The sequence below is a fragment of the Roseibium sp. QJM3NY_11 genome (assembly GCF_056173175.1).
Genome location: NZ_CM149660.1, coordinates 4,167,854 through 4,194,301 on the forward strand (window position 1 = coordinate 4,167,854; position 26,448 = coordinate 4,194,301).

Annotated in this window: 27 protein-coding genes; 9 read left to right on the plus strand and 18 right to left on the minus strand. The window is 62.3% G+C overall.

Annotated features, from left to right (window positions below; genetic code table 11):
* Window positions 1-137: 137 nt before the first annotated feature.
* The 7 genes from AC0VX3_RS19100 to AC0VX3_RS19130 all read right to left on the minus strand — a co-directional run bounded on the left by AC0VX3_RS19100 (window position 138) and on the right by AC0VX3_RS19130 (window position 8,968).
* Window positions 138-878 (minus strand): SDR family oxidoreductase, encoded by a 741-nt coding sequence (locus tag AC0VX3_RS19100; RefSeq protein ID WP_475521836.1) that lies wholly within the window; start codon window positions 876-878, stop codon window positions 138-140.
* 371 nt (window positions 879-1,249) lie between these two features.
* Window positions 1,250-2,704 carry an aldehyde dehydrogenase family protein gene (locus AC0VX3_RS19105; RefSeq protein WP_475521837.1) on the minus strand — a complete coding sequence of 485 codons (1,455 nt, stop codon included), beginning with the start codon at window positions 2,702-2,704 and terminating at the stop codon, window positions 1,250-1,252.
* 10 nt (window positions 2,705-2,714) lie between these two features.
* Window positions 2,715-4,304 carry an ABC transporter ATP-binding protein gene (locus tag AC0VX3_RS19110; protein WP_475521838.1) on the minus strand — a complete coding sequence of 530 codons (1,590 nt, stop codon included), beginning with the start codon at window positions 4,302-4,304 and terminating at the stop codon, window positions 2,715-2,717.
* On the minus strand, window positions 4,301-5,131 hold the full coding sequence (locus AC0VX3_RS19115; RefSeq protein ID WP_475521839.1) for an ABC transporter permease: 831 nt from the start codon (window positions 5,129-5,131) through the stop codon (window positions 4,301-4,303). Before AC0VX3_RS19115 ends, AC0VX3_RS19110 begins: the two co-directional genes overlap by 4 nt.
* Window positions 5,132-6,079: an ABC transporter permease gene (locus AC0VX3_RS19120; protein ID WP_475521840.1), complete on the minus strand. Its 948-nt coding sequence runs from the start codon at window positions 6,077-6,079 to the stop codon at window positions 5,132-5,134.
* A gap of 92 nt (window positions 6,080-6,171) precedes the next feature.
* Window positions 6,172-7,656: an ABC transporter substrate-binding protein gene (locus tag AC0VX3_RS19125; RefSeq protein ID WP_475521841.1), complete on the minus strand. Its 1,485-nt coding sequence runs from the start codon at window positions 7,654-7,656 to the stop codon at window positions 6,172-6,174.
* The gene (locus AC0VX3_RS19130) at window positions 7,643-8,968 is read right to left on the minus strand and encodes an acetylornithine deacetylase/succinyl-diaminopimelate desuccinylase family protein (RefSeq protein WP_475521842.1); all 1,326 of its coding nucleotides are present in this window, start codon (window positions 8,966-8,968) and stop codon (window positions 7,643-7,645) included. The genes AC0VX3_RS19125 and AC0VX3_RS19130 overlap by 14 nt, the downstream gene beginning before the upstream one ends.
* A 94-nt stretch (window positions 8,969-9,062) precedes the next feature.
* Between AC0VX3_RS19130 and AC0VX3_RS19135 the strand changes: the two genes are divergently transcribed.
* Window positions 9,063-9,626, plus strand: a complete 564-nt coding sequence (locus AC0VX3_RS19135) for a helix-turn-helix transcriptional regulator (protein WP_475521843.1) — start codon at window positions 9,063-9,065, stop codon at window positions 9,624-9,626.
* Between the two features lie 310 nt (window positions 9,627-9,936).
* On the opposite strand, the gene AC0VX3_RS19140 is transcribed toward AC0VX3_RS19135, so the two are convergent.
* The 6 genes from AC0VX3_RS19140 to AC0VX3_RS19165 form a co-directional block, all read right to left on the minus strand.
* Window positions 9,937-10,791 (minus strand): fumarylacetoacetate hydrolase family protein, encoded by an 855-nt coding sequence (locus AC0VX3_RS19140; RefSeq protein ID WP_475521844.1) that lies wholly within the window; start codon window positions 10,789-10,791, stop codon window positions 9,937-9,939.
* A gap of 67 nt (window positions 10,792-10,858) precedes the next feature.
* Entirely contained in the window at window positions 10,859-11,803 is a 945-nt protein-coding gene (locus AC0VX3_RS19145; RefSeq protein WP_342893928.1) for an ABC transporter substrate-binding protein, read from the minus strand.
* A 72-nt stretch (window positions 11,804-11,875) separates the two neighbouring features.
* Window positions 11,876-12,880: an ABC transporter permease gene (locus AC0VX3_RS19150; protein WP_475521845.1), complete on the minus strand. Its 1,005-nt coding sequence runs from the start codon at window positions 12,878-12,880 to the stop codon at window positions 11,876-11,878.
* The gene (locus tag AC0VX3_RS19155; protein WP_475521846.1) at window positions 12,877-14,403 is read right to left on the minus strand and encodes a sugar ABC transporter ATP-binding protein; all 1,527 of its coding nucleotides are present in this window, start codon (window positions 14,401-14,403) and stop codon (window positions 12,877-12,879) included. The genes AC0VX3_RS19150 and AC0VX3_RS19155 overlap by 4 nt, the downstream gene beginning before the upstream one ends.
* 35 nt (window positions 14,404-14,438) lie before the next feature.
* Complete coding sequence (locus tag AC0VX3_RS19160; RefSeq protein WP_475525208.1) at window positions 14,439-15,194, minus strand: SDR family oxidoreductase; 756 nt, start codon at window positions 15,192-15,194, stop codon at window positions 14,439-14,441.
* A gap of 42 nt (window positions 15,195-15,236) precedes the next feature.
* On the minus strand, window positions 15,237-16,763 hold the full coding sequence (locus AC0VX3_RS19165) for a UxaA family hydrolase (protein WP_475521847.1): 1,527 nt from the start codon (window positions 16,761-16,763) through the stop codon (window positions 15,237-15,239).
* 107 nt (window positions 16,764-16,870) lie between these two features.
* Here AC0VX3_RS19165 and AC0VX3_RS19170 point away from each other — a divergent pair, with 107 nt between their 5' ends.
* The 4 genes from AC0VX3_RS19170 to AC0VX3_RS19185 all read left to right on the plus strand — a co-directional run bounded on the left by AC0VX3_RS19170 (window position 16,871) and on the right by AC0VX3_RS19185 (window position 19,954).
* On the plus strand, window positions 16,871-17,584 hold the full coding sequence (locus tag AC0VX3_RS19170) for a GntR family transcriptional regulator (protein ID WP_475521848.1): 714 nt from the start codon (window positions 16,871-16,873) through the stop codon (window positions 17,582-17,584).
* Between the two features lie 78 nt (window positions 17,585-17,662).
* Window positions 17,663-18,715, plus strand: coding sequence for an aldo/keto reductase (locus tag AC0VX3_RS19175; protein WP_475521849.1), 1,053 nt, complete (start codon window positions 17,663-17,665; stop codon window positions 18,713-18,715).
* Entirely contained in the window at window positions 18,705-19,136 is a 432-nt protein-coding gene (locus tag AC0VX3_RS19180; protein WP_475521850.1) for an RbsD/FucU family protein, read from the plus strand. Before AC0VX3_RS19175 ends, AC0VX3_RS19180 begins: the two co-directional genes overlap by 11 nt.
* On the plus strand, window positions 19,133-19,954 hold the full coding sequence (locus tag AC0VX3_RS19185) for an amidohydrolase family protein (protein ID WP_475521851.1): 822 nt from the start codon (window positions 19,133-19,135) through the stop codon (window positions 19,952-19,954). Before AC0VX3_RS19180 ends, AC0VX3_RS19185 begins: the two co-directional genes overlap by 4 nt.
* An 81-nt stretch (window positions 19,955-20,035) precedes the next feature.
* Here the strand turns inward: AC0VX3_RS19185 and AC0VX3_RS19190 are convergent, their stop codons facing one another.
* Both AC0VX3_RS19190 and AC0VX3_RS19195 read right to left on the minus strand, forming a co-directional pair.
* Window positions 20,036-20,761 (minus strand): gamma-glutamyl-gamma-aminobutyrate hydrolase family protein, encoded by a 726-nt coding sequence (locus tag AC0VX3_RS19190; protein ID WP_475521852.1) that lies wholly within the window; start codon window positions 20,759-20,761, stop codon window positions 20,036-20,038.
* The gene (locus tag AC0VX3_RS19195; protein WP_475521853.1) at window positions 20,758-21,762 is read right to left on the minus strand and encodes an amidoligase family protein; all 1,005 of its coding nucleotides are present in this window, start codon (window positions 21,760-21,762) and stop codon (window positions 20,758-20,760) included. The genes AC0VX3_RS19190 and AC0VX3_RS19195 overlap by 4 nt, the downstream gene beginning before the upstream one ends.
* 190 nt (window positions 21,763-21,952) lie before the next feature.
* Here AC0VX3_RS19195 and AC0VX3_RS19200 point away from each other — a divergent pair, with 190 nt between their 5' ends.
* Window positions 21,953-22,249, plus strand: a complete 297-nt coding sequence (locus AC0VX3_RS19200) for a hypothetical protein (protein ID WP_475521854.1) — start codon at window positions 21,953-21,955, stop codon at window positions 22,247-22,249.
* 451 nt (window positions 22,250-22,700) lie between these two features.
* Here the strand turns inward: AC0VX3_RS19200 and AC0VX3_RS19205 are convergent, their stop codons facing one another.
* The 3 genes from AC0VX3_RS19205 to AC0VX3_RS19215 are packed head-to-tail and all read right to left on the minus strand — an operon-like array spanning window position 22,701 to window position 24,586.
* Window positions 22,701-23,780, minus strand: coding sequence for an AI-2E family transporter (locus AC0VX3_RS19205; protein WP_475521855.1), 1,080 nt, complete (start codon window positions 23,778-23,780; stop codon window positions 22,701-22,703).
* Window positions 23,781-23,831: 51 nt separating this feature from the next.
* Window positions 23,832-24,251: a hypothetical protein gene (locus AC0VX3_RS19210; RefSeq protein WP_475521856.1), complete on the minus strand. Its 420-nt coding sequence runs from the start codon at window positions 24,249-24,251 to the stop codon at window positions 23,832-23,834.
* Window positions 24,251-24,586 carry an ElaB/YgaM/YqjD family protein gene (locus tag AC0VX3_RS19215; RefSeq protein WP_342893915.1) on the minus strand — a complete coding sequence of 112 codons (336 nt, stop codon included), beginning with the start codon at window positions 24,584-24,586 and terminating at the stop codon, window positions 24,251-24,253. The genes AC0VX3_RS19210 and AC0VX3_RS19215 overlap by 1 nt, the downstream gene beginning before the upstream one ends.
* Window positions 24,587-25,237: 651 nt before the next feature.
* Between AC0VX3_RS19215 and AC0VX3_RS19220 the strand changes: the two genes are divergently transcribed.
* The 3 genes from AC0VX3_RS19220 (at window position 25,238) to AC0VX3_RS19230 (ending at window position 26,327) form a co-directional block, all read left to right on the plus strand.
* Entirely contained in the window at window positions 25,238-25,450 is a 213-nt protein-coding gene (locus AC0VX3_RS19220) for a hypothetical protein (RefSeq protein WP_475521857.1), read from the plus strand.
* Window positions 25,451-25,490: 40 nt separating this feature from the next.
* Window positions 25,491-26,000 (plus strand): Dps family protein, encoded by a 510-nt coding sequence (locus AC0VX3_RS19225; RefSeq protein ID WP_475521858.1) that lies wholly within the window; start codon window positions 25,491-25,493, stop codon window positions 25,998-26,000.
* A gap of 120 nt (window positions 26,001-26,120) precedes the next feature.
* A complete protein-coding gene (locus AC0VX3_RS19230; protein WP_342893912.1) occupies window positions 26,121-26,327 on the plus strand; it encodes a hypothetical protein in 207 nt (68 codons plus the stop codon).
* The last annotated feature ends 121 nt before the right edge of the window (window positions 26,328-26,448 follow it).

Consider the following 26,448-nt stretch of genomic DNA (forward strand, 5'->3'; position numbering starts at 1 on the left):
CGCAGCACCAACCGGAAGGCCTCGACCTCAGGGAAAGACCAGTCGACGAAAGGACTGTCAGCAGTTGCGGCCGATTCCGCCTCCTCCTTGTGGGCTGGGGTTAGGAGTGGGGGTCTTTGGGACTTGTCACAACGCGGTCAGATACAACGCCCGCCATCGACCTCCATCGCCACTCCCGTGATCATGCCCGCTTCGTCCGAACACAGGAAACAGGCGGCGTTGCCCATGTCTTCCGGGGTCGAGAACCGGCCGATCGGAATCGTCGACAGGAACTTGGCGCGCATTTCCGGCGTGTCCTCGCCCATGAAGCTTTTCAGGAGCGGCGTCTCGCCGGCGACCGGACACAGGGCATTGACGCGCACGCCGGACGGCGCCAGTTCGACAGCCATGGTTTTCGTCGCGGTCACCATCCAGCCCTTGGAGGCATTGTACCAGTTGAGTTTCGGACGCGGACTGAGGCCGGCGGTTGAGGCGATGTTGAGGATTGCCCCCCTGCCCGCCTCGATCATGGCCGGAGCGAAATGCCGGGCGGTCAGATAGACCGACTTGCAATTGACCGCCATGACCCGGTCGAATTCCTCTTCGCTCACGTCCTGCATGAGCTTTGGCAGATGGGTGATACCGGCGTTGTTGACCAGAATGTCGACGGGGCCGAGCAGTGTCGATGCGACATCGGCCAGATGGCTGACACTGTCATTGCTGGAGACATCGGTCTTGAGCGCCAGTCCGTCCACTTCCGCCGCGATCTCTTCGGCCAGTGTCATGTTCAGATCCGCGATCATCACCTTCGCGCCTTCAGCCGCGAACTTGCGCACGATCCCCGCCCCGAAACCGGACGCGCCACCGGTGACAATGGCTTTTTTTCCCTCAAGTCTCATGTGTGTCTCCTGTCTGTCTCGAACCAGTAGCGAGTTTTCCACATCGGTTCGAATTCACATGTCGCCGGGCACCGGGTGTTCACGCGCCAATCAACTGACGTCATTGCAGGGCATGCCACACGGCTGTCCGGTTTGAATTTACATTGGAAAAGGCTTGAGTTTTCGGGGCCCTCTCTCCCTGACCGCCCCTGCGGAGGCAGGAGCCCAGTACCCCATGAGTTCCGGAACCTAAACCGGCGCCAAGGGTACTGGATCCCGGATCTTCGCTAAGCTGCGTCCGGGAAGGCAGGCACTGGTTGCTTCGATTGTCTCCTAAGTTCTCCAAGCTGCTTATCGCTGCGGCCCCACTGCGCCGAAGAGAAATACGTTTGTCATCCGTGGTAGGCGGCCACGGTCTTCAGCGTGGTGAAACCGTAGAGCGCCTCGAAGCCTTTCTCCCGGCCGTGGCCGGACCTGCCCGTGCCGCCGAAGGGCAGCTCGACGCCGCCTCCGGCGCCGTAGTTGTTGATGAAGACCTGGCCGCTGCGGATCTTTTTTGCGGCCCGCATCTGACGAGCCCCGTCGCGGGTCCAGATGCTGGCGACCAGTCCGTAGTCGGTGCCGTTCGCTATCCCTATGGCCTCATCCTCGTCGTCGAAGGGAATGATCACCTGTACCGGACCGAAGATTTCGTCCCGCGCCAGTACATGATCCGGCGTGACGCCGGCAAACAGCGTCGGCTGCACATAATTGCCGCCTTCAGGCGCATCCCGGAGCCCCCCTTCGGCGGCCTTTTCAAGGTCCGCGCCCCGGTCCAGGAACCCGGAGACAATGCTTTTCTGCCTTGCCGAGATCAAAGGTCCGACATCCAGATCGGCGAGCGCCGGTCCCACCTTGAGAGCTCGATAGCGCGCGGCCATCAGACCGGTGACCTCGTCCAGCCGCGACCGGTGCACCAGAATGCGCGAGGACGCCGAACAGGTCTGGCCGGCATTCTGGATTCCCGCGTTGACAAGAAACGGCAGGGCGGCCTCAAGATCCGCGTCCTCAAACACGAGCTGGGGCGACTTGCCGCCGAGTTCCAGGGTCACAGGCACGACGTTTTGCGCCGCCGCCGTTTGCACATGCACCCCGGTGGCGACCGATCCGGTGAAGCTGATGTGATGAACGCGCGGATGCGCGGTCAGTGCCGCGCCGGCTTCCGAGCCGAGACCCGGCACCACGTTGAGCGCGCCGTCCGGCAGACCTGCCTGACGGGCGAGATCGGCAAAGGCGAGCGCGGTCAGGCAGGCGTCTTCCGCCGGTTTCAGGACACAGGCATTGCCGGTTGCCAGCGCCGCGCCGACCGAGCGGCCGATGATCTGCATGGGATAGTTCCAAGGCACGATGTGCCCGGTGACCCCATGAGGTTCGCGCAGGGTGTAGACCGTGTAGCCGTCCAGATACGGGATCGTCTGCCCGTGCAGCTTGTCGGCGGCCCCGCCGTAGAATTCCAGGTAGCGCGCCAGCGCCACCGCGTCGGCCCGGGCCTGTTTCAGCGGCTTGCCCACATCGATCGCCTCGATCCGGGCCAGGTGATCGACCTTTTCCAGAACAAGCTGCTGCAGGCGGAAGAGAACCCGGCCGCGCTCCACGGCATTCGCCCGGCCCCAGTCTCCGGCGAGCGCCGCCTCCGCTGCGGCAACAGCCGCGTCGATATCCGCCGCCCCGCCGCGCGCGATGGCGCCGATACACGCCCCCGTCGACGGGTCGCTCAGGGGCAACTCCTGTCCGCCGGACGGAGAAAGCCATTGTCCGTTGATCAGGCATTTCGCCGGATCGAACCAAAGGTCCAGCTCCCGGGTCATCATTTCTCCTTCAAGTCGCCTGCGCCGGGAGAACCGGCGCGGCGGCGACAAGCTGTTGTGTGTAGGGATGCCGGGGCTGATCGAGGACAGCACCGGTCGGGCCTTCCTCGACGATCTTGCCGGATTTCATCACCAGCACACGGTCGGTGATCGAGCGCACCACGCCGAGATCGTGAGAAATGAACAGATATGTCAGGCCGAGCCTGCCGCCCAGATCCGCCAGCAGGTCGAGCACCTGCGCCCTGACCGAGACGTCCAGCGCCGACACCGCCTCGTCGAGGATGATCAGATCGGGCCGGATGATCAGCGCGCGCGCAAGGGCGATCCGCTGGCGCTGGCCGCCGGAAAACTCGTGAATGTACTTGCCACCGTCCGCAGCGCTCAGACCGACGCTTTCCAGCGCCTCGGACACCGCATCCGACCTGTCCCGCCCTTTTGGCGGGGTTTCCAGAAGATGAAACGGCTCGGTAATCAGCCGGTCGACCTTCCAGCGCGGATTGAAGCTGCCATAGGGATCCTGGAACACCACCTGCATGCGCCGGCGCACCGCGACATTGGCGTGATGATGGGTGAAGACAGGTGCGCCGTCGAACAGGATCTCGCCGCCCTGCACCTCCTCCAGACCGAGAATGGCGCGGGTCAGCGTGGACTTGCCGCAGCCGCTCTCGCCGACCAGCCCGAGGCTCTCGCCCTTGCGTATTTCGAAGCTGACCCCATCGACGGCGCGAAACCGCGTGCTCCGGCCCCACCAGCCATGGGAATGACCGGTGTAGTCCCGCACCACATCGCGCATCTCAAGAAGGGGTGTCTGCACGGGCGTGCCGGTTCGCTCCGGCACATGGCCGGACGCTTCCAGCAACGCGCGGGAATAGGGATGGCTCAGGGACCTGAATAGGTCGGCGGCAGACCCGCTCTCGACCACCTGGCCTTCCTTCATGATCACCAGATCGTCGGCGAGATCGGCGACGACGGCCAGATCGTGGCTGATCAGCATCAGGCCCATGCCATCCTCGGTGACCAGTCGCTTGAGGAGATCGAGGATCTGGGCCTGGGTGGTGACGTTGAGTGCGGTGGTCGGCTCGTCGGCGATCAGCAGCTTCGGCCGGAGCGCGATCGCCATGGCGATCACGACCCGCTGACGCTGGCCGCCGGAGAGTTCATGCGGGTAGCGGGAGAGTGGAAACCTGTCCTGTGGCAGCTCCGCCCGGCGCAGCGCCTGCGCGGCACGGTCCATCGCCGCCGATCTGGACACCCGCTCGTGGACCAGGATGGTTTCCGCGACCTGATCGCCAATGGTTTTCAGCGGGTTGAGCGCGGTCATCGGTTCCTGAAAGACCATGCCGACATCCCGCCCGCGCAAGCCACACAGTCCTGCTTCTGACAGCGACAGGATATCCTTGCCGGACAGCGTGATGCGTCCGGAACAGGCCGCACCGTCCGGCAGCAGTTGCAGCACGGAGAAGGCGGTCATCGACTTGCCGGAGCCGCTTTCCCCGATGACCCCCAGAATGCGGCCCGGCGCCACCTCCATGGAGACGTTATCAAGGATCGGCTGTCCGTGAATGGCAAGCGACAGGTTGTCGATCTTGAGAAGGCTCACACGCGCGCCCTCCTCAGTTTCGGATCGAGCAGGTCGCGCAGACCGTCGCCCAGCAGGTTCAGGCCGAGCACCGTCAACAGGATCGCCAATCCGGGAAACAGGGCCAGATGCGGCGCGAGCGATATCATCGTCTGGCTGTCGGCCAGCATGCGGCCCCAACTGGCGAGCGGCGGCTGCGCGCCGAGCCCGACATAGCTCAGGCCCGCTTCGGCCAGGATGCCGAGCGAGAACTGGATCGTGCCCTGGACGATCAGCAGGTTGGCGACGTTGGGCAGGATGTGTTCCAGCGAGATCCGTGCCCTTCCCTTGCCGGCGACCTTTGCCGCCAGAATGTACTCCCGGTTCCAAAGCGACAGCGCCGCCCCGCGCGTCAGGCGCGCGAACACCGGAATGTTGAAGATGCCGATGGCGATGATGGCGTTGAGCGCGGAGGCGCCGAAGACGGCGGTGATCATGACCGCGATCAGGAGGCTGGGAAAGGCGAAGACCAGATCGTTGCCGCGCATGATGACCTCGTCCGGCAGTCCGCCCTTGCCGGCGGCTGCGGCAAGACCCAGCGGCACGCCGGCGAGCATGCCGATGCCGACGGCCACAAGGGCCACGGCAATCGAGGTACGCGCGCCGACCATGATCATGCTGAGGATGTCCCGGCCGAACTGGTCGGTGCCGAAAGGATGCATCCAGCTCGGCGGTTTCAGGCGGTTGGCAATGTCCAGCACCGTCGTGTCATAGGGCACCCAGAACAGGCTGATCAGCGCGGCGCCGGAAAAAATCAGCGTGAGGATGGCCCCCGGAAGGAGCGTGCGGCTGTGAAAGAACGGGGCCATCTACCTGCGCCCCCTGAGGCGCGGGTCCACCCAAGCATAGGCCATGTCGACCGCAAAATTGACCAGGATCACCGCGAACACCAGCAGCATCACGACACTCTCGACCACGATCAGGTCGCGCGCGCTGATCGACTGGAAGACCAGCCGGCCGAGACCGGGCAGGAAAAACACGTTCTCGATGATGATCGCACCGGCCAGCAGGAATGAAAACTGCAGCCCGAGGATCGTCAGCACCGGGATCAGCGCGTTGCGCACCGCATGCCGCCACAGGGCCTGGCCCCGTGACAGCCCCTTGGCCCGGGCGGTGCGGATGAAATCCTCGTTGAGGGTGTCGAGCAGGCTGGAGCGCATCACCCGGGTCAGGATGCTCGCCTGCGGCAGGGCCAGGGCGATCGCAGGCAGGGTCAGCGCTTTCATCGCCGGAAAGAAACCGGCGTTCCAGCCGGGAAATCCGCCGGCGGAAAACCAGCGCAGGTTGATGGCGAAAACCAGCACCATCAGCATGGCGAACCAGAAATTGGGGATCGCAACACCGAGCTGGGTGACGCCCATGACGGCGGCATCCGCCGTCGACCCGCGCCGGGACGCCGCAAAAATGCCCGCCGGAAAGGCAATCAGGGTACTCAAAGCGAGCGCGTAGAGTGCCAGAGGCAGGGACACCCAGAGCCGGTCGCCGATCATGTCCGCGACCGGTGTCCGGTAGGTGTAGGACGTGCCGAAATCGCCGACCAGAAGTCCGCCGAACCAGGAAACATACCGCTGCACCAGGGTGCCGCCCAGACCCAGTTCCTCGCGCAGGGCCGCCAGCGTGTCCTCCTGGGCATTCAGGCCGAGCATATAGGCCGCCGGGTCGCCCGGCACCACTTCCAGGGTCAGGAAAATGACCACGGACGCGGCCACCAGGCTCAGCGCCAGGGACAGCAGTCGTTTCAGGAAATACTGCAGCATGTGTGCGTCATTCGCCGTCCGGGACCCGGGAAAGGAAAGAGAAACTCTGCCGGATGGCCCCGCCCGCGCGAGGCCATCCGGCTGTCGGCAGGTCAGTCCACCCAGTAGGCGGCCGTCAGGTCGGTTGCCTGGGTCGGCTGGTTCATCCACAGCCCCCTGATCCTGGCGTCGGCAATCGTCGGGAACGCCAGCTGGAACAGGAAGCCGTTGACGTAGTCTCCGGCAATCGTTTCCTGCGCCTGCTTCAACAGCGCGGAGCGCTTGTCCGGATCGTTTTCGGCGCTCAGGGTCTCGAACAGCTTCTGGAAATCGGGATTGTCATACTGGAAGTAATAGTCCGGACGGGCATAGATGCCGATGTCCATCGGTTCGGTATGGCTGACGATGGTCAGGCCGAAATCCTTGCCCTTGAACACCTGTTCCAGCCACTGCGCCCATTCCAGGTTGGAGATCTCGGTCTGGATGCCGACGGCACGCAATTGCGAGGCGATGATCTCCCCGCCCCGGCGCGCATAAGACGGTGGCGGCAGCTTCAAGGTGGTCGAGAAGCCCTCCGCATAGCCGGCTTCCGCCAGCAGCTTTTTGGACAACTCGGGATCGTACTGGCTCTTTTCCGTCAGGTCGACGTAATCCGGGTGATGTGGCGCGAAATGGGTGCCGATCGGGGTGCCGTAGCCGAACATGGCTCCGTCGATGATCGCCTTACGGTCGATCGCATGGGCAATCGCTTCGCGGACCTTGACGTTGTCGAGCGGCGGCAGCTTGTTGTTGATGGCAAGGATGGTCTCGCCCTCGGTGGAGCCGACCAGAACCTGGAAGCGCGGATCGGCCTCGAATTGCGGCAGATTCTCGGGCGCCGGAAACCCGACAAAGGCATTCACATCCTCGGCCATGACTGCCGCGAAGGCGGCCGTCGGATCGGAGATGAACTTGAAGGTGACCTTGTCGAGTTTGGCGGCCGTGCCCCAGTAGTCCGGATTTTTCTCCAGATCGATGCGGTCACCCTGGACCCAGTGGGCGAATTTGAAGGCCCCGGTCCCGACCGGAGCGGACTTGATGCCGCCGATGGTTTCCGGGGCCACGATGACCGCGTCGCCCCAGGCCAGATTGAACAGGAGATTGCCGTTCGGCTCCTTGAGGGTGACCTTGACCGTCAGCGGATCGACCGCTTCCACCGCCTCGATGCCGGCAAAAAGCGCCTTCTGGGCATTCTGGCTGTCGTCGGACCGGGCACGGTCCAGGCTGAACTTGACGTCTTCGGACGTCAGGTCGGTGCCGTCGTGAAACTTGACGCCGTCCTGCAGGGTGAACGTATAGGTCTTGCCGTCGGCGGAAATGTCCCAGCTTGCGGCCAGGCCCGGATTGACCGAGCCGTCCGGTCCGAACCGGGTCAGGCCCTCGAAGACGTTGGCATAAAGAACGGAGTCGATGGCGCCCGCGGCCGCGCTGGTGGGATCCAGATGCGGCGGTTCCAGTTGCATGGCGACGACGATGTCGCCCCTGGCATGCGCGAGCCCCTGGCTCGCGGTCAACGCCAGGGCACTGATGATGCCCAGTCCGATGTTACGAAAACGCATGACTTCCCCCTTCTTCCTTCGGCCGATCGTGGTCCCCGGCCAGAAGATCGATCAGCGCGTGGCCCATCACCTTCGCCGAGTCGAGCATATCTTCCACACCCACATATTCATCCGGCTTGTGCGCCAGGTCCAGAATGCCCGGGCCATAGGCAATACAATTTTTCAGTTTGCCGATCCGGTCGATGTGCTTCTGATCATAGGTGCCGGGACTGACGACATATTGTGCTTCCCGTCCCATCGTCTTTTCGATCGCCCGGGCGACCGTGGTCACAACCGGGGCATTTCTGTCGGTCATGCTCGGCAGCACCCGGTGCAACTCGCGCACATCATAGCGGAATGTGTCGCGCCGGCCCTCGACGGTCTTCAGGACTTCCAGAACCTCCGCCTCGACCTCGTCGATGTTCTCTTCCATCAGGAACCTGCGATCGATCACCATCCGGCAACTGTCGGGGACGCAGGGGCTGGGCAGGCCGGTGAAGTCGGCATCGCCTTCGGACTGACCTCCGTGAATGGAGTTGATGTTCAGGGTCGACTGGCGCGCGCCTTCGGGAACCACGGGCATTTCCGTGCGTTTTTGCGCAAGCGCGGGGAACAGGCTGTCTTCCATTTCCGCAACGACCGCCCCCATGTGCCGGACCGCGCAATCCCCCAGAAACGGCATCGAGCCATGGGCGATCTCGCCATAGGTCTCGACCTCGGCCCACCAGACACCCCGGTGGCCAAGGCAGATCCGGTCCTTGTTGAGCGGTTCGGGAATGATGACATGCTGGACGCGGTCCGGACTGAAATAGCCCTTGCCGGCAAGATAGGCGACGCCGCCATAGCCGCCGGATTCCTCGTCCGCCGTGCCGCTGATCTCGATCGCCCCGCAGAACTCGGGCGACACCGCCAGGAACACCTCCGCGGCTATGATGCTTGCCGCCAGACCGCCCTTCATGTCACAGGCGCCCCGGCCGTAGATCCTGCCGTCGATCAGTTCGCCGCCGAAGGGGTCCTTCGTCCAGCCAAGGCCGACATCGACGACATCGACATGACTGTTGAAATGGATGCATTCACCTGTTCGTCCGCCTTCGCGGCGGGCCACCACGTTCCAGCGGGGATATTTTTCGCTGTCGCCCGGGGTGCCATGGGCACGAACCAGTTCGATGTCGAAGCCGGACGTCTGCAGGCGTTTGCCGAGATACTCGCAGATGTCTCGGTAGTTCTCGCCAGGCGGATTCAAGGTCGGAATGCGCAGCAGATCCTGTGTCAGCGCGATCAGATCGTCGCGCCTGGCATCGATTTCCCGGATCAGTCTGTCTGCAAGCGGCATATCGGCGCCATCTCCATCGGCAAAACCATCAGGAAACTATGCTACCCTCATCCTACGGTGCCAATACCGTAGTTTCACGGTGACCCCAATAGCCATGACGATCGATCTCGACCAGCTTGCTTACGACAACGCCCCGATGGGGCTTGCCCTGACAGAAGACAGGACAATCCGTGCCTGCAACCAGACCTTCGCCGCCATGTTCGGCTACCGCAAGGATCAGCTGATCGGCCGAAGCTTTCGACTGCTCTACGGAACCGACCAGGAGTTTCACCAGATCCGGGACATCGGCCTGGAACCCCTGCGACAGTCCCTGCCCTACACCGACGAGCGGTTGATGCGCCGGGCTGACGGGACCCGGGTCTGGTGCCGGTTCCGCGCCCGTACCCTGACACCGGAAGCCCCGCTCGAACGCACGGTGCTGAGCTTTGCCCTGATCGACAATGCGACCGAAGGCCCGAAACTCACGGAACGCGAGCGCGAAGTTCTGCTGCTGTTGTCAAAGGGCCAGACGAGCAAGGAAATGGCGCGGGTGCTTGGCCTGTCGCCGCGCACGGTGGAGGACGTGCGCGCTAGGCTCCTGAAGAAGTTTCAGGTGAAGAACGTGGCCGTTCTGCTGGCACGGTTGTCCGGGCATGGCAGCGGCAACACGGGATGGTGAGGAAGAGCGGCGGCGGAGGCGGCGGTCACATTGAAGGGCTACCGCGCATCAGAGTATCATCTCCGCGAAAGCGGAGACCCAGGATTCTTCATCATCCGCGCGGAAACTCATTGCAGGCCTCGGTGGGTCCGGGGTCCCGGCTCTCCGCTTCGCTGCGGCCGGGATGACAATCGTGAGGCGTGCCGGCGCTTCCGGGCCGGAGGCGTCACACAGCAGCCCAACCGCCCTGCCCGCGCAGGAACGGCCACTGAAGCCGGCAATGATGCGGGCGAAAGCGCCGTGGTCTCGCCACGGCGCCCTTCAATCGGCTTCAGGCCTTGACCACCTTCTGGGTCTGGCTGCCGAGCTTGTCGATGCCAAGCTTCATGACCTCGCCCCCCTTCAGGTACACGGGCGGTTTCTGACCCATGCCGACGCCCGGAGGCGTGCCGGTGGAGATGACGTCGCCGGGCTGCAGGCTCATGAAGCGGCTGAGATAGGAAACCAGGAACGGCACCCGGTAGACCATCGTCTTCGTGGAGCCGTTCTGATAGCGCTTGCCGTTGACCTCGAGCCACATGCCCAGGTCGTCGTGGTCGCCGACCTCGTCCGGTGTCACCAGCCAGGGGCCGGTCGGGCCGAAGGTGTCGCAGCCCTTGCCCTTGTCCCAGGTGCCGGAGCGCTCGAGCTGATATTCGCGTTCAGACACGTCGTTGACGACGCAGAAACCGGCGACATGACCCATCGCATCGGCTTCGTCGATATAGGATCCACCCTTGCCGATGACGACGCCGAGCTCGACTTCCCAGTCGGTCTTTTCCGAACCGCGCGGAATTCTGACGTCATCGTCGGGACCGACGACCGCGGAGGTCCACTTGTTGAAGACCACCGGCTCCGGAGGCACATCCATACCGGATTCGGCGGCATGGTCGGCATAGTTGAGGCCGATGCAGATGAACTTGCCGATGGCGCCGACGCAGGGTCCGAGGCGCAGGTCCGCCTGGGGTGTGCCTTCAACCAGAGGCAAAGTCGAAATATCAAGTCCGCGAAGACGCTCGATGCTCTCCGGCAAGAGAGCATCGTTCGAAAAGTCCGGCACAATGGCAGACAGATCGCGAACACGGTTGTCGGCGTCAAGAAGGCCGGGTTTTTCCTGACCGGGTGCGCCAAATCGCAGCAATTTCATTTTCAGCTATCCTCAATGGACGGAGCCCGGCCAGTTTGACGGCCGGGCTCACAGGTCTTCGATTCGATCAATCGTACAACACGGCAGCGATCTCGGGATCATCCATGTTGTTCTTGTCATAGTAGTAGAAGCCGGTATCGATGATTTTCGGCACGCTTTCCCCGTTCAGGGTTCTGACGGCTGCCTTCACGGTTTCATATCCGATACCCACCGGGTTCTGTGTGATCGCGCCGGCCATGATGCCCGAGCGAACGGCTTCTTTCTGTGCCGCGCCACTGTCAAAACCGATGATCACGATATCAGCCTTGGCTTCCTTCACACCGTTGACCACGCCGATAGCCGAACCTTCGTTGGCACCGAACATACCCTTCAGGTCGGGATTGGCCGTCAGGATCGATTTGGTGATTTCAGTCGAAATCAGGTGGTCACCACCGCCATACTGAACCGATACGACTTCGATATCAGGATAGTTGCTCGCAATCCGGTCGACAAAACCATCCACACGATCGATGCCGGTGCGGCTGGTCTGGTCGTGCGAAATTACCGCGACCTTGCCGGCACCACCGATGGCTTCGGCCATTTTGTCCGCAGCAAGCGCGGCGGCGGCGACGTTGTCGGTTGTTGCCGTGGTCACCGGAATTTCGCTGTCGACGCCGCTGTCGAAGGCAATCACCGGAATGCCGGCCTCATTGATCTTGCGCAACATCGGAATTGAAGCCTGGCTGTCCACCGCAGCAAACCCGATTGCAGCCGGTTTTTTTGCCAATGCGGCGGCCAGCATATCGATCTGCCGGTCCACCTGACCTTCGTTGTCCGGGCCTTCGAATGTGACCTCGACGTTGAATTCGTCAGCGGCCTTCTCCGAGCCGATCTTCACCGCCTGCCAGAACTGGTGCGAAAAGCCTTTCGAAATCAGCGGAACGTAGAGTTTGTCCTCGGCCGAGGCCAGGTTGCCGGACAGCATGAACGCGACAGCGCCCGCTGCCCCGATGATATGACGCCTGTTGAACATATTCCTCTCCTTCGTTTTTTGGATAAAACCTTTGTTTCGTGGGGTTTTGGTACCCTCTTCTGATTGGTAGATTCACGATTTCCGCCTGCGAACCATGTCCGCATAGACCGCAAGAATGATGATTGCTCCGGTCACCACCGTCTGCCATTCCTGGGCGACGGACAACACGCGCAGACCGTTGGTCAGAACGGCCATGATGAGCGCACCGATCAAGGTGCCCACGATGGTGCCGCGGCCACCCGACAACGATGTCCCGCCGATCACCACGGCGGCAATCGCCTCCAGCTCGTATCCCAGACCCAGTGCCGGTTGAGCGGAATTCAGGCGTGAGGCCATGACCAGTCCGCCAATGCCGACAATCGACCCTGCCAACGCATAGATGGCTATTTTCCAGCGGTCTGTATTGACGCCGGACAGGCGCACAGCTTCCTCATTGCTGCCAAGCGCGAAGCAATAGCGGCCGAGAACGGTCCGGCTCAGTATCCAGGCGGTACAGCCGGCCACAAGGAAGAGTATCAGAACACCGTTCGGAATCGGCAGGGACGGCACAACTTTGCCAATGATGGATCCAAGAGAAATCTGGTCGAAACCGGGTGTGTCGTTGAAGTAAATCGGCCTTGTACCGGAGATCACCAGCGACAGGCCCTTGAGGATCAGCATCATCCCGAGGGTTGCGATGAAGGGTGGAATCTTCATCTTTGCGACAAAGGTGCCCGAGCACAAACCGCAAAAGGCTCCGGCGGCAATGGCCGCGATCACACCCAGCGGCAGGGGCAGACCCAGATTGGTCAGCACAACTCCGGCAATAACCGCGCAAAATGTCATCAAAGTACCGACCGACAGGTCGATACCACCCGTGATGATGACCAGCGTCGCCGCCACCGCCAGCACGCCGTTGACCGAAGTCGCCTGCAGGATCGCGATCATGTTCGATGTTTGCATGAAGTTGGGTGACGCAATCGAAAACCCGATCAGCAGCAGTACCAGACTGGCGAAGGCCAGCAATTTCTGATGCGCGCCCGCCTCGAACAGGCGGGCGGCAAAGGATGGTGTGGAACTTGTGTTGACGGCCGTCATTGCGGATATCCCTCTGGCTGCATGGATGGCGCCCGAAGCGTCGCCAGGTGCATGATGTCTTCCTGGGTGGTCGCATCCCCGCCCGGCAGGATGCCAGTCAGGCGTCCCTCGCACATGACCGCGATGCGGTGGCTGAGCCGCATGATTTCCGGAAGCTCGGAGGAGATCACGATCACCACCCGCCCTTCGCTCGCGAGATTCTTCAACAGCTTGTAGATTTCAGATTTGGCACCGACATCGATACCGCGGGTCGGCTCATCGAAAATCAGAATGTCGCAATCGCGGAAAAGCCACTTGGCGATAACAACTTTCTGCTGGTTACCGCCGGACAGAAGCCGGACTTCCTGCCTGTCCGAGGGCGTGCGGATTTCAAGCTTGCCGATATAATCCTGCGCCGTTCGGCGCATGCCCTCTTCGGAAAGGACACCGAGCCGGCTCGAGAAGCGATCGAAACTGGCCAGCGCAATGTTGGTCCGTACATCCATGCCGGTGGCCAGGCCGAAATGCTTTCGGTCCTCCGACAGGTAACCGATCCCGGCCTTCACCGCATCGGAAGGCTGCGAGATTGCACAGGGCTTGCCGTGAACGAGGATTTCGCCGCTGTCCCGGCGATCTGCGCCGAAAATGGCGCGGGCGACTTCCGTCCGGCCTGCTCCCATGAGCCCGGCAAAACCGAGGATCTCACCTTTGCGGACCGAAAAACTGACGTCACGGATCTCGCGTCCCCGCGAGAGCCCTCGAACTTCCAGAACAGTTTCCGCGTTATCAAAATCGGGAATGTCGACAGGTTCGCTGGCAACATCTCGTCCAACCATCATGGAGATGATCTTGGCAACGGGCGTTTCCTTTGCCCCGACCGTTCCGACATAGGCGCCGTCACGCATCACGGTCACCCGGTCGGCGATCTGCTTGAGTTCGTCCATCTTGTGGCTGATGTAGATGATGCCGACGCCGTCCGCCTTCAGGCGCCGGATGATGGTGAACAGCTCGGCGATCTCGGCATCGTTCAGGGCGGCGGTCGGCTCGTCCATGATGAGCACGCGGGAGCGGTAGGACAGGGCCTTGGCGATCTCCACCATCTGCTGCCGGGCAATCGTCAGTTCGCCGACGATCGTCCTCGGGTCCAGCTTGAGGTTCATGGATTTGAAGATCTCGACCGCCCTTGCATTGAGCGCGGCCTCGTCCAGCCGGCCGAACCTGAGACGGGGCTCGCGGCCGATGAAGATGTTCTGGGCCACCGTCAGGTCGTTCATCAGGCTGAGTTCCTGATGAATGATGCCGATCCCCAGGTCCTGAGCGGCCCTCGGACCGTCGAGGTCCGCTTCCCCGCCGTTGACCAGGATCTCGCCACCGTCCTTCGGGTAGATGCCGGACAGGATCTTCATCAGCGTGGACTTGCCGGCACCGTTCTCGCCCATGAGCGCATGGACCTCGCCGGAACCCAGGTCGAAGCTGACATTCTTGAGGGCATGAACGCCCGGGAACCGTTTCTCGATTCCCGTCATCCTGACCAGGTCTGTCATCGCGCAGTCCTCCCAAACAGCGACGGATGTGCCACCTAGATGGTGACACCTCCATCGACAAGAAGTGCCTGTCCGGACACGAACCGGCTTTCATCGGACAGCAGATAGACGACCATCGGGGTCATGTCGTCGACGGTGGCCAGCCGGCCCATGGGCTGGCGGGCAATGAAATTCTTTTCCGCCTCGACCGGATCGGGCGCCGATGCGATCCGGCCCCGAAGGGATGGCGTATCGACGGTTCCAGGGCACAGCGCGTTGCAGCGGATGCCTTCCTGGACAAAATCGGCGGCGACGCCCTTGGTCAGCCCGAGAACGGCAGCCTTGGTGGTGCCGTAGAGCGTGCGGACGGGAAAGCCCTTCAGGGAAGAGGCCATCGACGACATGTTGAGAATGGACGCCGTGCCTTGCACCTTCGCGCGCTCTCGCATGCCCGGCAGGAACGCCTGGATCATGCGGTACATGGAGGTGACGTTCAGGTCGAAACTGAAGATCCAGTCCTCTTCCGAGATGTCCAGCACCGAGCCGTGGTGAACGAAGCCGGCACAGTTGAAGAGACCGTCGAGTTGCGGCAGCTTTTCAGCCAGCGCGTTGATCTGGCCGCGGTCGCACACATCCAGCTTGTGGACCTGGATCTCCGGGCACTCCTCAGCAAGGGTTGCCAGCGTCGCCTCGTTGATATCGACGGCGAAAACTTTCGCGCCTTCCCGTGCACAGGCAATCGCGCTTGCGCGGCCGATGCCCTGGCCAGCTGCCGAGACCAGAATGTTCTTGTTATTCAATCGCACTGAAATCCTCCCGATACCCTATGGGGACATTGTCTTCATGCAGGCGTGCTACATCACCGCGCCTATCTGCCAGGGCACGAACTCGACACCGCCGAAGCCGAGGTCTTCGCTCATGGATTTCTCGCCCGAGGCCACCGCGACGATCCTGTCGAAGATCTCCTGCCCCTTGGTCTCGAGGCTGACATTGTCCGAAATGATGTCGCCGCAATTGATGTCCATATCCTCGGACATGCGGCCGTACATCTCGCTGTTGGTGGCAAGCTTGATGCAGGGCGTCGGCATGTATCCGGAAACGGAGCCGCGTCCCGTCGTGAACACGATGATGTTGGCGCCCGAAGCAATCTGGCCGGTCACGGAACAGGGGTCGAAACCAGGGCTGTCCATGAAGACGAAGCCCTTCTTGTCAACGGGTTCGCCGAACTTGTAGACATCGACCAGAGGTGCCGAGCCGCCCTTGGCCGCCGCGCCGAGGGATTTTTCCAGGATTGTCGTCAATCCGCCGCGCTTGTTGCCGGGAGACGGATTGTTGTCCATCTCGCCGCCGTTGCGGGCGGTGTAATCCTCCCACCAGCGCACACGCTCGATCAGTTTCCTGCCGACATCGACGGACACCGCCCGGCGGGTCAAAAGGTGTTCGGCACCATAGATCTCCGAGGTCTCGGACAGGATTGTGGTGCCGCCGTGGCGCACGAGAAGATCGGAGGCAATGCCCAGCGCCGGGTTGGCGGTGATGCCGGAATAGCCGTCCGAGCCGCCGCATTGCATACCGACGGTGATCTCCGACACCGGCACCGGCGTGCGCACGGCCTTGCTGGCCAGTTCCGCCAGGTCCTTGATATGTTCGAGACCCGCCTCGATGGTCTTGCGGGTGCCGCCGGTCTGCTGGATCGTCATGTACCTGAGATCGCCGTCCGGCCGGATCTTGCGGTCGCCGACAAGATCGGCGATCTGCATGACTTCGCAGCCGAGCCCGATCAGCAGGATCGCCGCGAAATTGGGATGCTGGGCGTATCCGGACAGCGTCCGGAACAGGGTTGCGTAGCCTTCGTCCTTGCCGGACATGCCGCAGCCGGTGCCGTGCACGATCGGCACGATGCCGTCGACATTCGGATAGGCGTCCAGGAGGCCCGATTTTTCCACCGCCTCGGCGATGAATTTCGCAACCGACCCGGAGCAGTTCACCGAGGTCAGGATGCCGATATAGTTGCGCGTACCGACCCGCCCGGTTGCCCGGCGGTATCCCTGAAAGGTCCGCTCCTGCGCGATCGGCTCGAGAGGAACCGAGGCCTCCGCGTGCTGGTAGTCCTGACTGTGATCGCCCATGCCGAGATTATGAACATGAACATGCGCGCCCGGGGCGATGTCGCATTTCGCCTGCCCGATGATCTGTCCGTAGCGGATGACGTTTTCACCGGCCGCGATGGGGCCGCGCGCGATCTTGTGGCCACGCTGGATCTGGCCGGGCAGCGGCACTTCCACGAAGGCCGCCTTTGTCCCCGCTTCTATGTCCTGAAGCGCGACAACGATGTTGTCCTCGTTGTTGAGAAGAATCGAGTTGGCATGAGGCTGCAGCACGAAAGTCTCTCCCTGTCCGGCGCTTTTCGAGCACCGCTCCTGGCTCAGGATTAGCTTGACAGACTATCTGTGTCAACTAACATGTTAGCATTCTAATCGAGATAGTCATGTCCCTGACACCCGAACAAGATCTTCCAGAAATCACGCTTCCGGACATCGGAAAATTGTCCGGTTCTCTGGCGCAGCGTGTTTACGAGGCCCTGAGAACGGCCATTCTGGCCATGGATCTGCCGCCGGGAACGCCGCTGAAAAAGCAGATGATCTGCGAACAGCTCGGTGTGTCGCGATCCCCGGTCACAGAGGCGATCACCAGGCTTGCGGGCGAAGGGCTCGTCGAGGTCATTCCGCAATCGGGGTCGCGTGTCACCAAGTTTTCGATGTCGGAAATCCGCGAGGGCGCGTTCCTGCGTGAGGCGATCGAACTGGCCGCCGTGGCAAAGGTGGCCGCGGAACACTCGGAAGAACAGCTTGCGGAGCTGACCCGGAACCTCCGGCTTCAGGCGCTGTGCCTGGACGACAATGACGAGACGGGTTTCTACCGGGAGGACGAGCGCATGCACGAGCTCATCCTGTCCTTCACCGGCTATCCGAAGCTGAACGCCTTCGCGGCCACCGGCTGGATCCAGGTGAACCGGGCCCGGCAACTGCTGTTGCCGATGCGCGGTCGGGCACAGGAGGCTCATGAGGAACACCGGATCATTCTGGAAGCCATCCGCGATCATGACCCGGAACGCGCCCGCAAGGCCATGCAAATGCACTTGAGCGAACTGGTAACGCGTCTGGAACCGCTGGCGGTCAGCCGGCCCGATCTGTTTGATTGAAAACCGGCCTTCGGGCCCGACACGCAAGTCCGAAGCAAAAGCGGACAGACAAAGACAGAAACCGCCCAGGGAGATTTCATGACCGCACTGACCACGCGGCGGCTGAACGCCAGAACCGCCCGCAGACTTGATCTGACGGTGATGGGATTCGGCGGCGCGCCGCTCGGAAACCTCTACCGGAAGGTCGCCGAGGCGGATGCCCAGGCGGCGCTTCAGGCCGCCTTCGATCACGGCATCCGCTATTTCGACACGGCACCGCAATACGGACTTGGCCTCTCGGAAATGCGCTTTGCCGAGGCGATCGAACGCTTCGGGCGGCAGTCCGTTCAGCTCTCCACCAAGATCGGGCGGTTGCTGCTCGATTGCGAGCCGGATGAAGTGACGCCGGAAGCGTTTGTCGACGTGCCGCAAAAGCGGATCGTCTTCGACTACAGCTATGACGGTGTCATGCGCAGTTACGAGGCCAGCAGGGAGCGGCTTCGGGTCGCCAACGCGGACATCGTGTTCGTGCATGACGTTTGCGCGTTCTCGCAAGGCTCGCAGGAAGCCAGCGACGCCCGCGTCCGCGAGCTCTTCGACGACGGCGGCTACAAGGCGCTCAGCGAATTGAAGGCTGCCGGCGAGATCGCCGCGATCGGGGCCGGCGTCAACGAGTGGCAGGTCTGCGAGAAACTGCTCGGCCTTGCCGATTTCGACTGTTTCCTGCTTGCCGGACGCTATACGCTTCTGGAACAGGACGCTCTGGAGAGCTTTCTGCCCCTGTGCGAGAAGCGCGATGTCGGCATCATTCTGGGCGGACCCTACAATTCCGGCATTCTGGCGACGGGCGCCGTCGAGGGCGCCAAATACAATTATGCGGACGCCCCGCCCGACATCCTCGACCGGGTCCGGCGGATCGAAGCGGTCTGCGCGGCTCATTCGGTGCCGCTGATTGCCGCGGCGCTCCAGTTCGTTCTCGGTCACCCTTGCGTGAAAACGGTCATCCCCGGCGCGGTAAACGCCGCCGAGGTGGAAGCCAATATCGCGCTCCTTCACAGGATCATTCCACCTGCATTCTGGTCGGACCTTCGCACCGAAGGACTTGTCCGCCCGGATGCACCGCTCCCCAATGAGGCTTCCAATGCTGCGTAATCTGCCCCCTCTCCTCAGCCCGTCCCTGCTCTACACGCTTGCGGCCATGGGGCACGGTGACCGCATCGCCATCGTCGATGCCAATTTTCCGGGTGAAAGCTCCGGTCCTGACTGCCTTCGTCTGGACGGCATTTCAGCCACGGACATCTTGCGGGCGGTCCTCACGCTGATGCCGCTGGACACATTCGTGCCTGAGCCGGCCCAGACGATGCAGGTGGTCGGCGACCCGGACGCGGTTCCCGAAATCGTGGCCGCGTTCCAGTCCATCATCGACGAGGTCGCCGACAAGCCGGCCCGGATCGGCACGCTGGAACGGCAGGCTTTCTACGACATGGCCAGCTCGGGCTTTGCCGTCGTCCAGACCGGCGAACAGCGCCTTTACGGCAATATCATCCTGACAAAGGGCATCATCGAACCATGAGGTTGGATGGGCACCAGCATTTCTGGAAGCTTGCGCGCGCGGATTACGGTTGGCTGACTGCCGAGCTTGCTCCGCTCTACCGGGACTTTCTGCCGAAAGATCTGGCTCCCTTGCTGGAGCGTCACGGGATCGAGGGAACCATCCTGGTGCAGGCCGCGCCGACGGTTGCGGAGACCCGGTTCTTGCTGGATCTGGCCCGACAGAACGATTTTATCAAGGGCGTCGTCGGCTGGGCCGATTTCGAGGCCGCCGACGCCCCCGACCAGATCGCGGCGCTCGCCAGCGACCCCAAGCTCGTCGGTCTGCGGCCGATGATCCAGGACATCGCCGATCCGGGCTGGATGCTGCACTCCCGCCTCGACCCGGCTTACCGGGCACTCGTTGACGCCGATCTCGTCTTTGATGCCCTTACGCTGCCCCAGCACCTTCCCAATCTGCTGCGCCTGGCCGATCGGCATGCGGACCTGCGCATGGTGGTGGATCACGGTTCGAAACCGAGGATCGCAAACGGAGACTTTGAGGACTGGGCAGCGGACATGAGAACCATTGCGGGCAACACCTCCGCGGTTTGCAAGCTGTCAGGACTGGTGACGGAAGCCGGAGACAACTGGACCCTTGACGATCTCAGACCCTATGTCGGCCATCTTCTGGAGACATTCGGCCCCGACAGGCTGATCTGGGGCAGCGACTGGCCTGTCTGCACCCTGGCCTGTTCCTATGATGAATGGGCCCGGATCACAGATGACCTTCTGCAAGACCTGGGCGCGTCCGAGCGGGAAGCCGTCATGGGGGGAACAGCGGCGCGCGTCTACCTTTAGGAAACCGCAGCAAGGCAATGCGGCTGCAGCGGCACCCTGGCTCAGTCGGCCAGGGCAGGCGGTCACGGCGCCCCCACCGGTTCAGCAGGCTTCCCGCAGGGCGCCGGGGTCACACTGCTGTTCGATCAGCACCCGGTTCCTGGCGCTGTTCGCAAGCCAGGTGAACAGATCCGTCTGGCTGTGCGAAAACGGCATCAGCTCCGGGTGCCACTGCACGCCGATCACCTGCGTCTCGAACGTTCCCTCGATGGCCTGAATGATGCCGAAGTCGTCCACGGCGCTCACCTTCAGACCCCTGCCCAGATCCTTCACCGACTGGTGGTGCAACGCGTTCACACGGCAGGGATTGCAGTCCAGAACGGCGCTCAGCCATGTTCCCCGGTTGATGTTGACTTTCTTGCGCGGCAACACCGTTCTCAGCTTCGGAGCCTTGACGAACACTTCCCACACGTCGGTGTGAAGGCTGCCGCCGAAGCTGACATTGATCATCTGCGCTCCTCGGCAGATCCCGAGTACCGGAATACCGCGCTCGACAGCAGCAGAGATCAGCCTGGTTTCCAGCGCATCGCGCTCGGGGTCCAGGCGCACGTCAGGCGTCAGTTCGCCGCCATACAGCGTGGCGCTGATGTCGTCGCCGCCGCCGGCTATCAGTCCGTCGAATTCGTCAAAGTCGAAGTCGGCCTCTTGCGCCGTTGCCGCCGTGATCCGGCGGGCTTTCGCGCCGACACGCCACAAGGCGAAACGGATGGCCAGGAACGACCGCCAGCCGCCGCGCACCGAGGTGGAGACACCTATCAGGGGTTTCATTGGCTTATCACCCGATTGAACAGTTGCCGGATGGACCGGACAGGGTCGGACCTGCCATTGCGGCCACGCCACTCGCACAGGCGCTCGCGGAGCCGCACCCGGTCCGAAGCCAGCGCTTCCACCGTGAGCCAACGCTTCCATTCCGCCACGATCGACCAGTCGGGATCGCCAAGACGGGCATTCGGCAGGCGGTAATGGAACGTCGGCCTGACGGCTTCCTGCTCGTGCCCGAGGGCTTCCCTGACCGCGTTCGCGTCAATGGAGGCGAGCAACGGCAGCAGGTCCAGTTCCCTGTTTTTCGAAGAGTTCGACTTGCAATAGTCGCGCACGAAGGTCTGGAAATCGGGCTGATAGTCCGGATCCAGCACCCTGGCTTCATAGGCCTTGGGAAAGCGCCCGATAAAGGGCAGAAGAGTACGCGTCGTGTCCAGGTCGATGGCTTCGCGCAGCGCCGGCGCCATCAGCAGATAGGCCTGAAGCACGCGCAGGATGGACGTGACGTCCCGGTCCAGCCATTCGATGTTGAGGTGAAGACCGCAGGCAAGATGAGGCTGCTGCGTGCCGAGCGCGCCGGCTTCGCTCAAATGAACGATCAGCCGGTCGACTTCCGGCAGGTCCGACACCGGCAGGGGATCGGTCACGAGTTCCGTCGGAACGAGGGAACCGGTCACGTCACCGGCAATGCGGCGCACCTGGCGCTCCAGGCCGGAGGCTTCCTGCGGGCTGTGCACATACTTGCTGTCGAGTTCCAGAAGAATGCCGCCAATGCGCGTTTCCTTGACGGAAAACCGATGAGCATCAATCTCGTTGATGACACCGCCCTGGTGGTACTGGACGATTTCCGCGGCCTGACGCGCGCTCATGCCGCCAAATTCGACTTCCACGCCGACCCGGCGCCTGTCCTCGAGAGACGCGCGCCCGGAGGTGTCCTCGAGAGACGCGCGCCCGGAGGTGTCCTCCACGCGCGTCGTGTCCAGTTCATGCTGTTCTGACTGTTTCATAACGATCACCCTTGTTCAGGGGGCAAACGTGTCTCCCCCGGGAATCGTTCCACAAAGGCGGCGACGGCAGCCGGCAATCCGGTGCGTGATTTCCGGAATCCAGTGTCGAGCCGGCACCGGCAAACGCCGCCCGGCGGCCCTTTTTGAAACCTTTTCTTAACTCGTGCGTTTGCTGGGTGGAGGTAGTGATATGATGACTTTTCGCAAACGCATACTGGCTGCAAGCACGCCGGTGATATTCGGAACCGCCTTCATGGCAAGCGCTCTTGGAGCCGTCGAGATCATGTCCGACGACGCTGTCGAAGCGACAGCCGGTTCGAAACGGGTGATCGCCATGGCCGAGACAACCGCGACCACCGGCAAAGGCGACCTGAAGGTCAAACTGTCCGATGTCAAGGAACGCCCGATGCGCTGTGTCGCAAGCTTCCAGAAGACGTCCTGCACCGGCTGGCCCGTCGCGCCTGACCTGATGGCCTATAGAGACTGACACATGGACTCTGGAGGCCTCGATGGTCAACACAACCTGTTCTGCCTGCGCCGGCCCGGTGCAAGGCCAGCGAAATTTGCCGAGGACCGTGCTTGATTGCGCGACCTCGGCAAATTCCGTTGACCTTGGCCCCTGTCAGGCGAGAAAGCCCGGACACGGTTCCCAGGCACCCCGGTAAAAGCCGAGGTCTGCCTGCTTGCAGACGAACACCCGGGCCCTGCTGGCTTCAGGCTTCAAGCTCCCCTGAATACCCATCAGTTCCCCGACCCCGGAAGTTACCTTCGCTGCGTGCGGGGATGACACCGATGAGAACAGATCCATGCGAACACTCTGAAACCGCCCTCAAAGAGGTCGGTCACTCTTTTTGGCGGCAACAATGAATGCACCCTGGCTGCCCGCGCCTGCCTGAGAAGCGGTACAGCCGGGGTGAATGGTGAGACCGGAGCGGGTTTCAAGGCCGCTCCGACATGATTTCCATGATGGACCCCGCCACGAGCAGAAGGGGCACGGCAACAAACCCGCCAGCCGGTCCCCAGAGCCAGATCCAGAAGGCAATAGTCAGGAAGACAAGGAAGGGGTTGAGCGTCATCGTGCGTCCGAGCACCGTGGGTGTGACGAACTGCGCCTCGATGAGATTGAGGCACAGATAGGCCGCCGGCGGGGTCAGGATCGCGACAATCGTGGTACCGGTCGCCAGACCGACGCAGGTGAGCACCAGAACCATGACGGCGGGGCCCACATAGACGACGTAATTCAACATGCCGGCCAGCATGCCCCACAGCAGCGGAGACGGGACGTTGAGCAGCCACATCACCAGCGCGACGGCACCCCCGAGCCCCAGGTTCACAAGCGTGATCGAGAAAAGATAGGTGGTGAGCCGCGTCTCGATGGTCTTGAGCATTGTGTGAATACTCCGGCGGCTGTCGCTGTCGGGCGACAGCTCCAGGGCCGACCGGCGCAGGTACGGCCGTGTCAGGATGAAGAAATAGAGGCTCGCCAGGAACAGAATGACCTGAGCGATGAAAGCAGGCGCGAAATAGAACACGCTTTCGACCGCCGAGGTGTCGTCGACGCTGACCTGCATGCTGTCCGATTGGCCCATGGCGCTCTGCAGTTCCTGCTGGAGGCTGCTGACCGAGCTGAAGAACCCTTGCCAGCTGACCAGTTGGGACTGCAGCCGGGACCAGATCAACGGAAGTTTGTCGAGCCAGTCGGACAGGGGCACCATGAAGGCTGCGCCCGCCGTCAGCAACAGCAGGACGAAGAGGACAACCATGACGATGGCCGAAATCCATGTCGGCACGCCCATGCGCGTGAATCTGTCGGCGGCCGGCCCGAAGATCGAGCCGACCACAATCGACAGGCAGACCGGCGCGAAAATGATCTGGCCGATATCCAATGCCGCGACAATGGCAATCGCGCTAAGAACGACCAGTGCGCCCCTGGTAACGGGATCGACCGTGATTGGCCAGGCAGGCTGCGGGGGCATTGGCGCCTCGCGATCTGCTGGTATGCCTGCCTGATGTGTCATCGGTAGCTCCCTGGACGCCTGACCGGCGCCGGCTGGCGGCAACATTATGTTTTATTCTTCCCCGCCCTGCCCCTGGGCAACCAGGTAGGCCAGACCGCCAAGAGCGGCGACCACGAGAAGACCCTTGGACCCGGTAATCTGCGGCAGAATGGAGATGGCGGCCGCGGCCGACAGCCTTGTGGCGGCGTTCCGGCGCGCATGCCTGCGTTTTTCAAGGTGCTTCAGCACCTTGATCACAACGAGGATCACGATACCGATCCCGGCCATTGACGCCGCAATCAGGAGCGCGGCCATCACCGGACCGTAAATCGGAGCCAGATACGCCCCGGCCGCCACGAGGGCGGCCAGATAAGCTGTGCCGAAACAGATGCCCGAAATCAGCATCAGGGCAGCATTGCGCCTGGCGCGGCGGAAGACGCCGCGCACGTCCCGTGTGGCCGCGGACAGCGCAAGCGGGAGCGCACGCATCATCAGCGGCGCACCAGAACCGAGACGAGAAAGCCGATGCCGGCGGCGATGCCGATGGCCTGCAGCGGATGGCGGCGGACTTCGCTGGTCAGGGCGCGCTCGTAGCCCTTGAGCTCGGCGGCAAGATCGCTGAGAGCATCCTGGGACATCTTGGTCAGATCCTCACCGGCCGCGGCTGCGCGGGACTTGTATTCGTCGGACTTGCCGGCGCCGTATTTCTTCAAGGACCCGGCGAGGGCCGCGATATCGCCACGGATGCGCTCGATATCCACCTCGATGTCATGCGCATTGACGGAATCATTCGCGGCAGTTCCGGTTGCGGTCTTTGCAGTAGCCATCATTTCACTCCAGTGGGTTGAGAGACAGGCCGCCCGCTCACGGAGCGGATACGGCGGAATTTCGTGTCCGGCGATCCTGTCGGTCGGCTCTGCCGGGTTGCGACCGCATCAAGCGCGGCGCACCGGGTAAACTGCCGGAGGTCCAATTGGTTCCCGGCGCCCTGCCCGCCAACCGCACTTTTCGCGCGTGCTTCAAGTCCGCAAGGCATCGATCAGATCCTGCCCGCCCACTTGCATGCGGCCTTCATCAGTCAGCTTCTGGGTGACCATTGGCGCCCGTGGACCGTTGGTGCACCGCCCTCCGTTCCAGGTGGGCCGTGCTGCGCGCCGTCCCTCGCGACCTACGAAAAATGAATGATCACTCAGATCAAAATCCACATTTCCGAAATTTTTGAACGTTTCCGGAAAGATCCGAATCTTCGCGGAAAACTTCGGCAAGTCATTCCTTTGACTCAGCCTTGAAAACAATTTTCGCAACGGTTTCGAATATCTGCAAAACCAAGGCAACACCCGATGAAAGCTCTCGGATACATCTCTACGTTTATTTCGATTTCGGAAAAAATCTTTTCGTTCCTTTGTCCGGAACTTTAGCACTTCAGGGAACTTTACCAAACGTATCCAACGCTCGAAACGAACCGGAAGGCAAAAGTCATGAAGACCCAGGAAACGGAACGGACCTCGACGCAGGCGCGACAGGCCGAACGCGGCCGCCCGGTTCTTGCTGTCCTCGTCGCCAGCATCGCGCTGGTGGTGATCGGTTTTGCCTGTCTTGCATTGCTTCAAACGACCGGCGTCCTGCCGGACCTCGGCATCATCGAGAGCGCTCCCGGCGCAGGGGCAACCGGCTCCCGGCCGAGCCAATGATCCCGTGCCGCAGGTCCCCTCAAAGAAAGAAGGAAATCCCATGTCCAGTGTTCTGAATATCGAAACCCCCGCAGTCGACGACCTGAAAACCGGCGTCGCAGATGACGTGCGCGAACAGCTCGCCAAGCACCTGTCCGTGGTCCTTGCGGAAACCTACATGCTGACCGTGAAGTCGCATCTGTATCACTGGAACGTGGTTGGCCCGCTGTTCAAGTCGATCCACGATCTGACGGAAAACCACTATGAAAACCTGTTTGCCGCAACGGACGAGCTTGCCGAACGGATCCGGGCCCTCGGCCACCGTGCGCCGATCAATGTCGATGAAGGCAAATTGAACCTGACCATCAGCCTGCCGTCCGGCGGTCTGCCGGACGCTCATGACATGGTTCAGGATCTTGTCCGCAGTCATGAGATGATTGCCGCCGAAATGCGCGACATGGCGACCTATGCCGGCGATCACAGCGACGTGGTCACGGAAGACCTGCTGACCGGGCGGATCGCCTTCCACGAAAAGGCGGCATGGATGTTGCGCGCCCTGATTGCCGAGTGACCGCGCGGAGCTCCGATTGAACCGCGCAGAGCGAGGGCAAGGACCCGACCTCGAGGGCCGCATGCCGCATCCGGCGGTGCGCGGCCCTTGCGCAAAATTCCAGGCAGGCGCAGCAAGGCCATGATCAGCGTACCTCACAGATTTGCGGGCTTTCAATCTCCCTACGGCGTACTGGACGATCCGGGCCTGACGAGAGCGCAGAAATGGACGGCGCTCCAGACATGGCGCGCGACCCTGTCCCATGCGACCTACGGACCGCGCGGTCAGGCCGACCGCGACCGGTTGATTTGCGAGATCGATGCGGCCTTGAAGCAATTGCGCCGATAACCCCGGTCCTCCACCGGGTCTGTCCAACGGGATCTGCATTGCCAAACCCCTTGAACGGCACGGTGGCCGGTTTCGGCGTTCAGCCACTGGCGTCAAAGACCGTGATCAACCACCTTTGCCG

Bases quoted from the DNA above. Each gene is read 5' to 3' on its own strand.
- AC0VX3_RS19100 (WP_475521836.1), bottom strand. From the start codon at position 878: ATGAGACTTGAGGGAAAAAAAGCCATTGTCACCGGTGGCGCGTCCGGT.
- AC0VX3_RS19105 (WP_475521837.1), bottom strand. From the start codon at position 2,704: ATGACCCGGGAGCTGGACCTTTGGTTCGATCCGGCGAAATGCCTGATC.
- AC0VX3_RS19115 (WP_475521839.1), bottom strand. From the start codon at position 5,131: ATGGCCCCGTTCTTTCACAGCCGCACGCTCCTTCCGGGGGCCATCCTC.
- AC0VX3_RS19120 (WP_475521840.1), bottom strand. From the start codon at position 6,079: ATGCTGCAGTATTTCCTGAAACGACTGCTGTCCCTGGCGCTGAGCCTG.
- AC0VX3_RS19125 (WP_475521841.1), bottom strand. From the start codon at position 7,656: ATGCGTTTTCGTAACATCGGACTGGGCATCATCAGTGCCCTGGCGTTG.
- AC0VX3_RS19130 (WP_475521842.1), bottom strand. From the start codon at position 8,968: ATGCCGCTTGCAGACAGACTGATCCGGGAAATCGATGCCAGGCGCGAC.
- AC0VX3_RS19135 (WP_475521843.1), top strand. From the start codon at position 9,063: ATGACGATCGATCTCGACCAGCTTGCTTACGACAACGCCCCGATGGGG.
- AC0VX3_RS19140 (WP_475521844.1), bottom strand. From the start codon at position 10,791: ATGAAATTGCTGCGATTTGGCGCACCCGGTCAGGAAAAACCCGGCCTT.
- AC0VX3_RS19145 (WP_342893928.1), bottom strand. From the start codon at position 11,803: ATGTTCAACAGGCGTCATATCATCGGGGCAGCGGGCGCTGTCGCGTTC.
- AC0VX3_RS19150 (WP_475521845.1), bottom strand. From the start codon at position 12,880: ATGACGGCCGTCAACACAAGTTCCACACCATCCTTTGCCGCCCGCCTG.
- AC0VX3_RS19155 (WP_475521846.1), bottom strand. From the start codon at position 14,403: ATGACAGACCTGGTCAGGATGACGGGAATCGAGAAACGGTTCCCGGGC.
- AC0VX3_RS19170 (WP_475521848.1), top strand. From the start codon at position 16,871: ATGTCCCTGACACCCGAACAAGATCTTCCAGAAATCACGCTTCCGGAC.
- AC0VX3_RS19175 (WP_475521849.1), top strand. From the start codon at position 17,663: ATGACCGCACTGACCACGCGGCGGCTGAACGCCAGAACCGCCCGCAGA.
- AC0VX3_RS19180 (WP_475521850.1), top strand. From the start codon at position 18,705: ATGCTGCGTAATCTGCCCCCTCTCCTCAGCCCGTCCCTGCTCTACACG.
- AC0VX3_RS19185 (WP_475521851.1), top strand. From the start codon at position 19,133: ATGAGGTTGGATGGGCACCAGCATTTCTGGAAGCTTGCGCGCGCGGAT.
- AC0VX3_RS19190 (WP_475521852.1), bottom strand. From the start codon at position 20,761: ATGAAACCCCTGATAGGTGTCTCCACCTCGGTGCGCGGCGGCTGGCGG.
- AC0VX3_RS19195 (WP_475521853.1), bottom strand. From the start codon at position 21,762: ATGAAACAGTCAGAACAGCATGAACTGGACACGACGCGCGTGGAGGAC.
- AC0VX3_RS19200 (WP_475521854.1), top strand. From the start codon at position 21,953: ATGATGACTTTTCGCAAACGCATACTGGCTGCAAGCACGCCGGTGATA.
- AC0VX3_RS19205 (WP_475521855.1), bottom strand. From the start codon at position 23,780: ATGACACATCAGGCAGGCATACCAGCAGATCGCGAGGCGCCAATGCCC.
- AC0VX3_RS19210 (WP_475521856.1), bottom strand. From the start codon at position 24,251: ATGATGCGTGCGCTCCCGCTTGCGCTGTCCGCGGCCACACGGGACGTG.
- AC0VX3_RS19215 (WP_342893915.1), bottom strand. From the start codon at position 24,586: ATGGCTACTGCAAAGACCGCAACCGGAACTGCCGCGAATGATTCCGTC.
- AC0VX3_RS19220 (WP_475521857.1), top strand. From the start codon at position 25,238: ATGAAGACCCAGGAAACGGAACGGACCTCGACGCAGGCGCGACAGGCC.
- AC0VX3_RS19225 (WP_475521858.1), top strand. From the start codon at position 25,491: ATGTCCAGTGTTCTGAATATCGAAACCCCCGCAGTCGACGACCTGAAA.
- AC0VX3_RS19230 (WP_342893912.1), top strand. From the start codon at position 26,121: ATGATCAGCGTACCTCACAGATTTGCGGGCTTTCAATCTCCCTACGGC.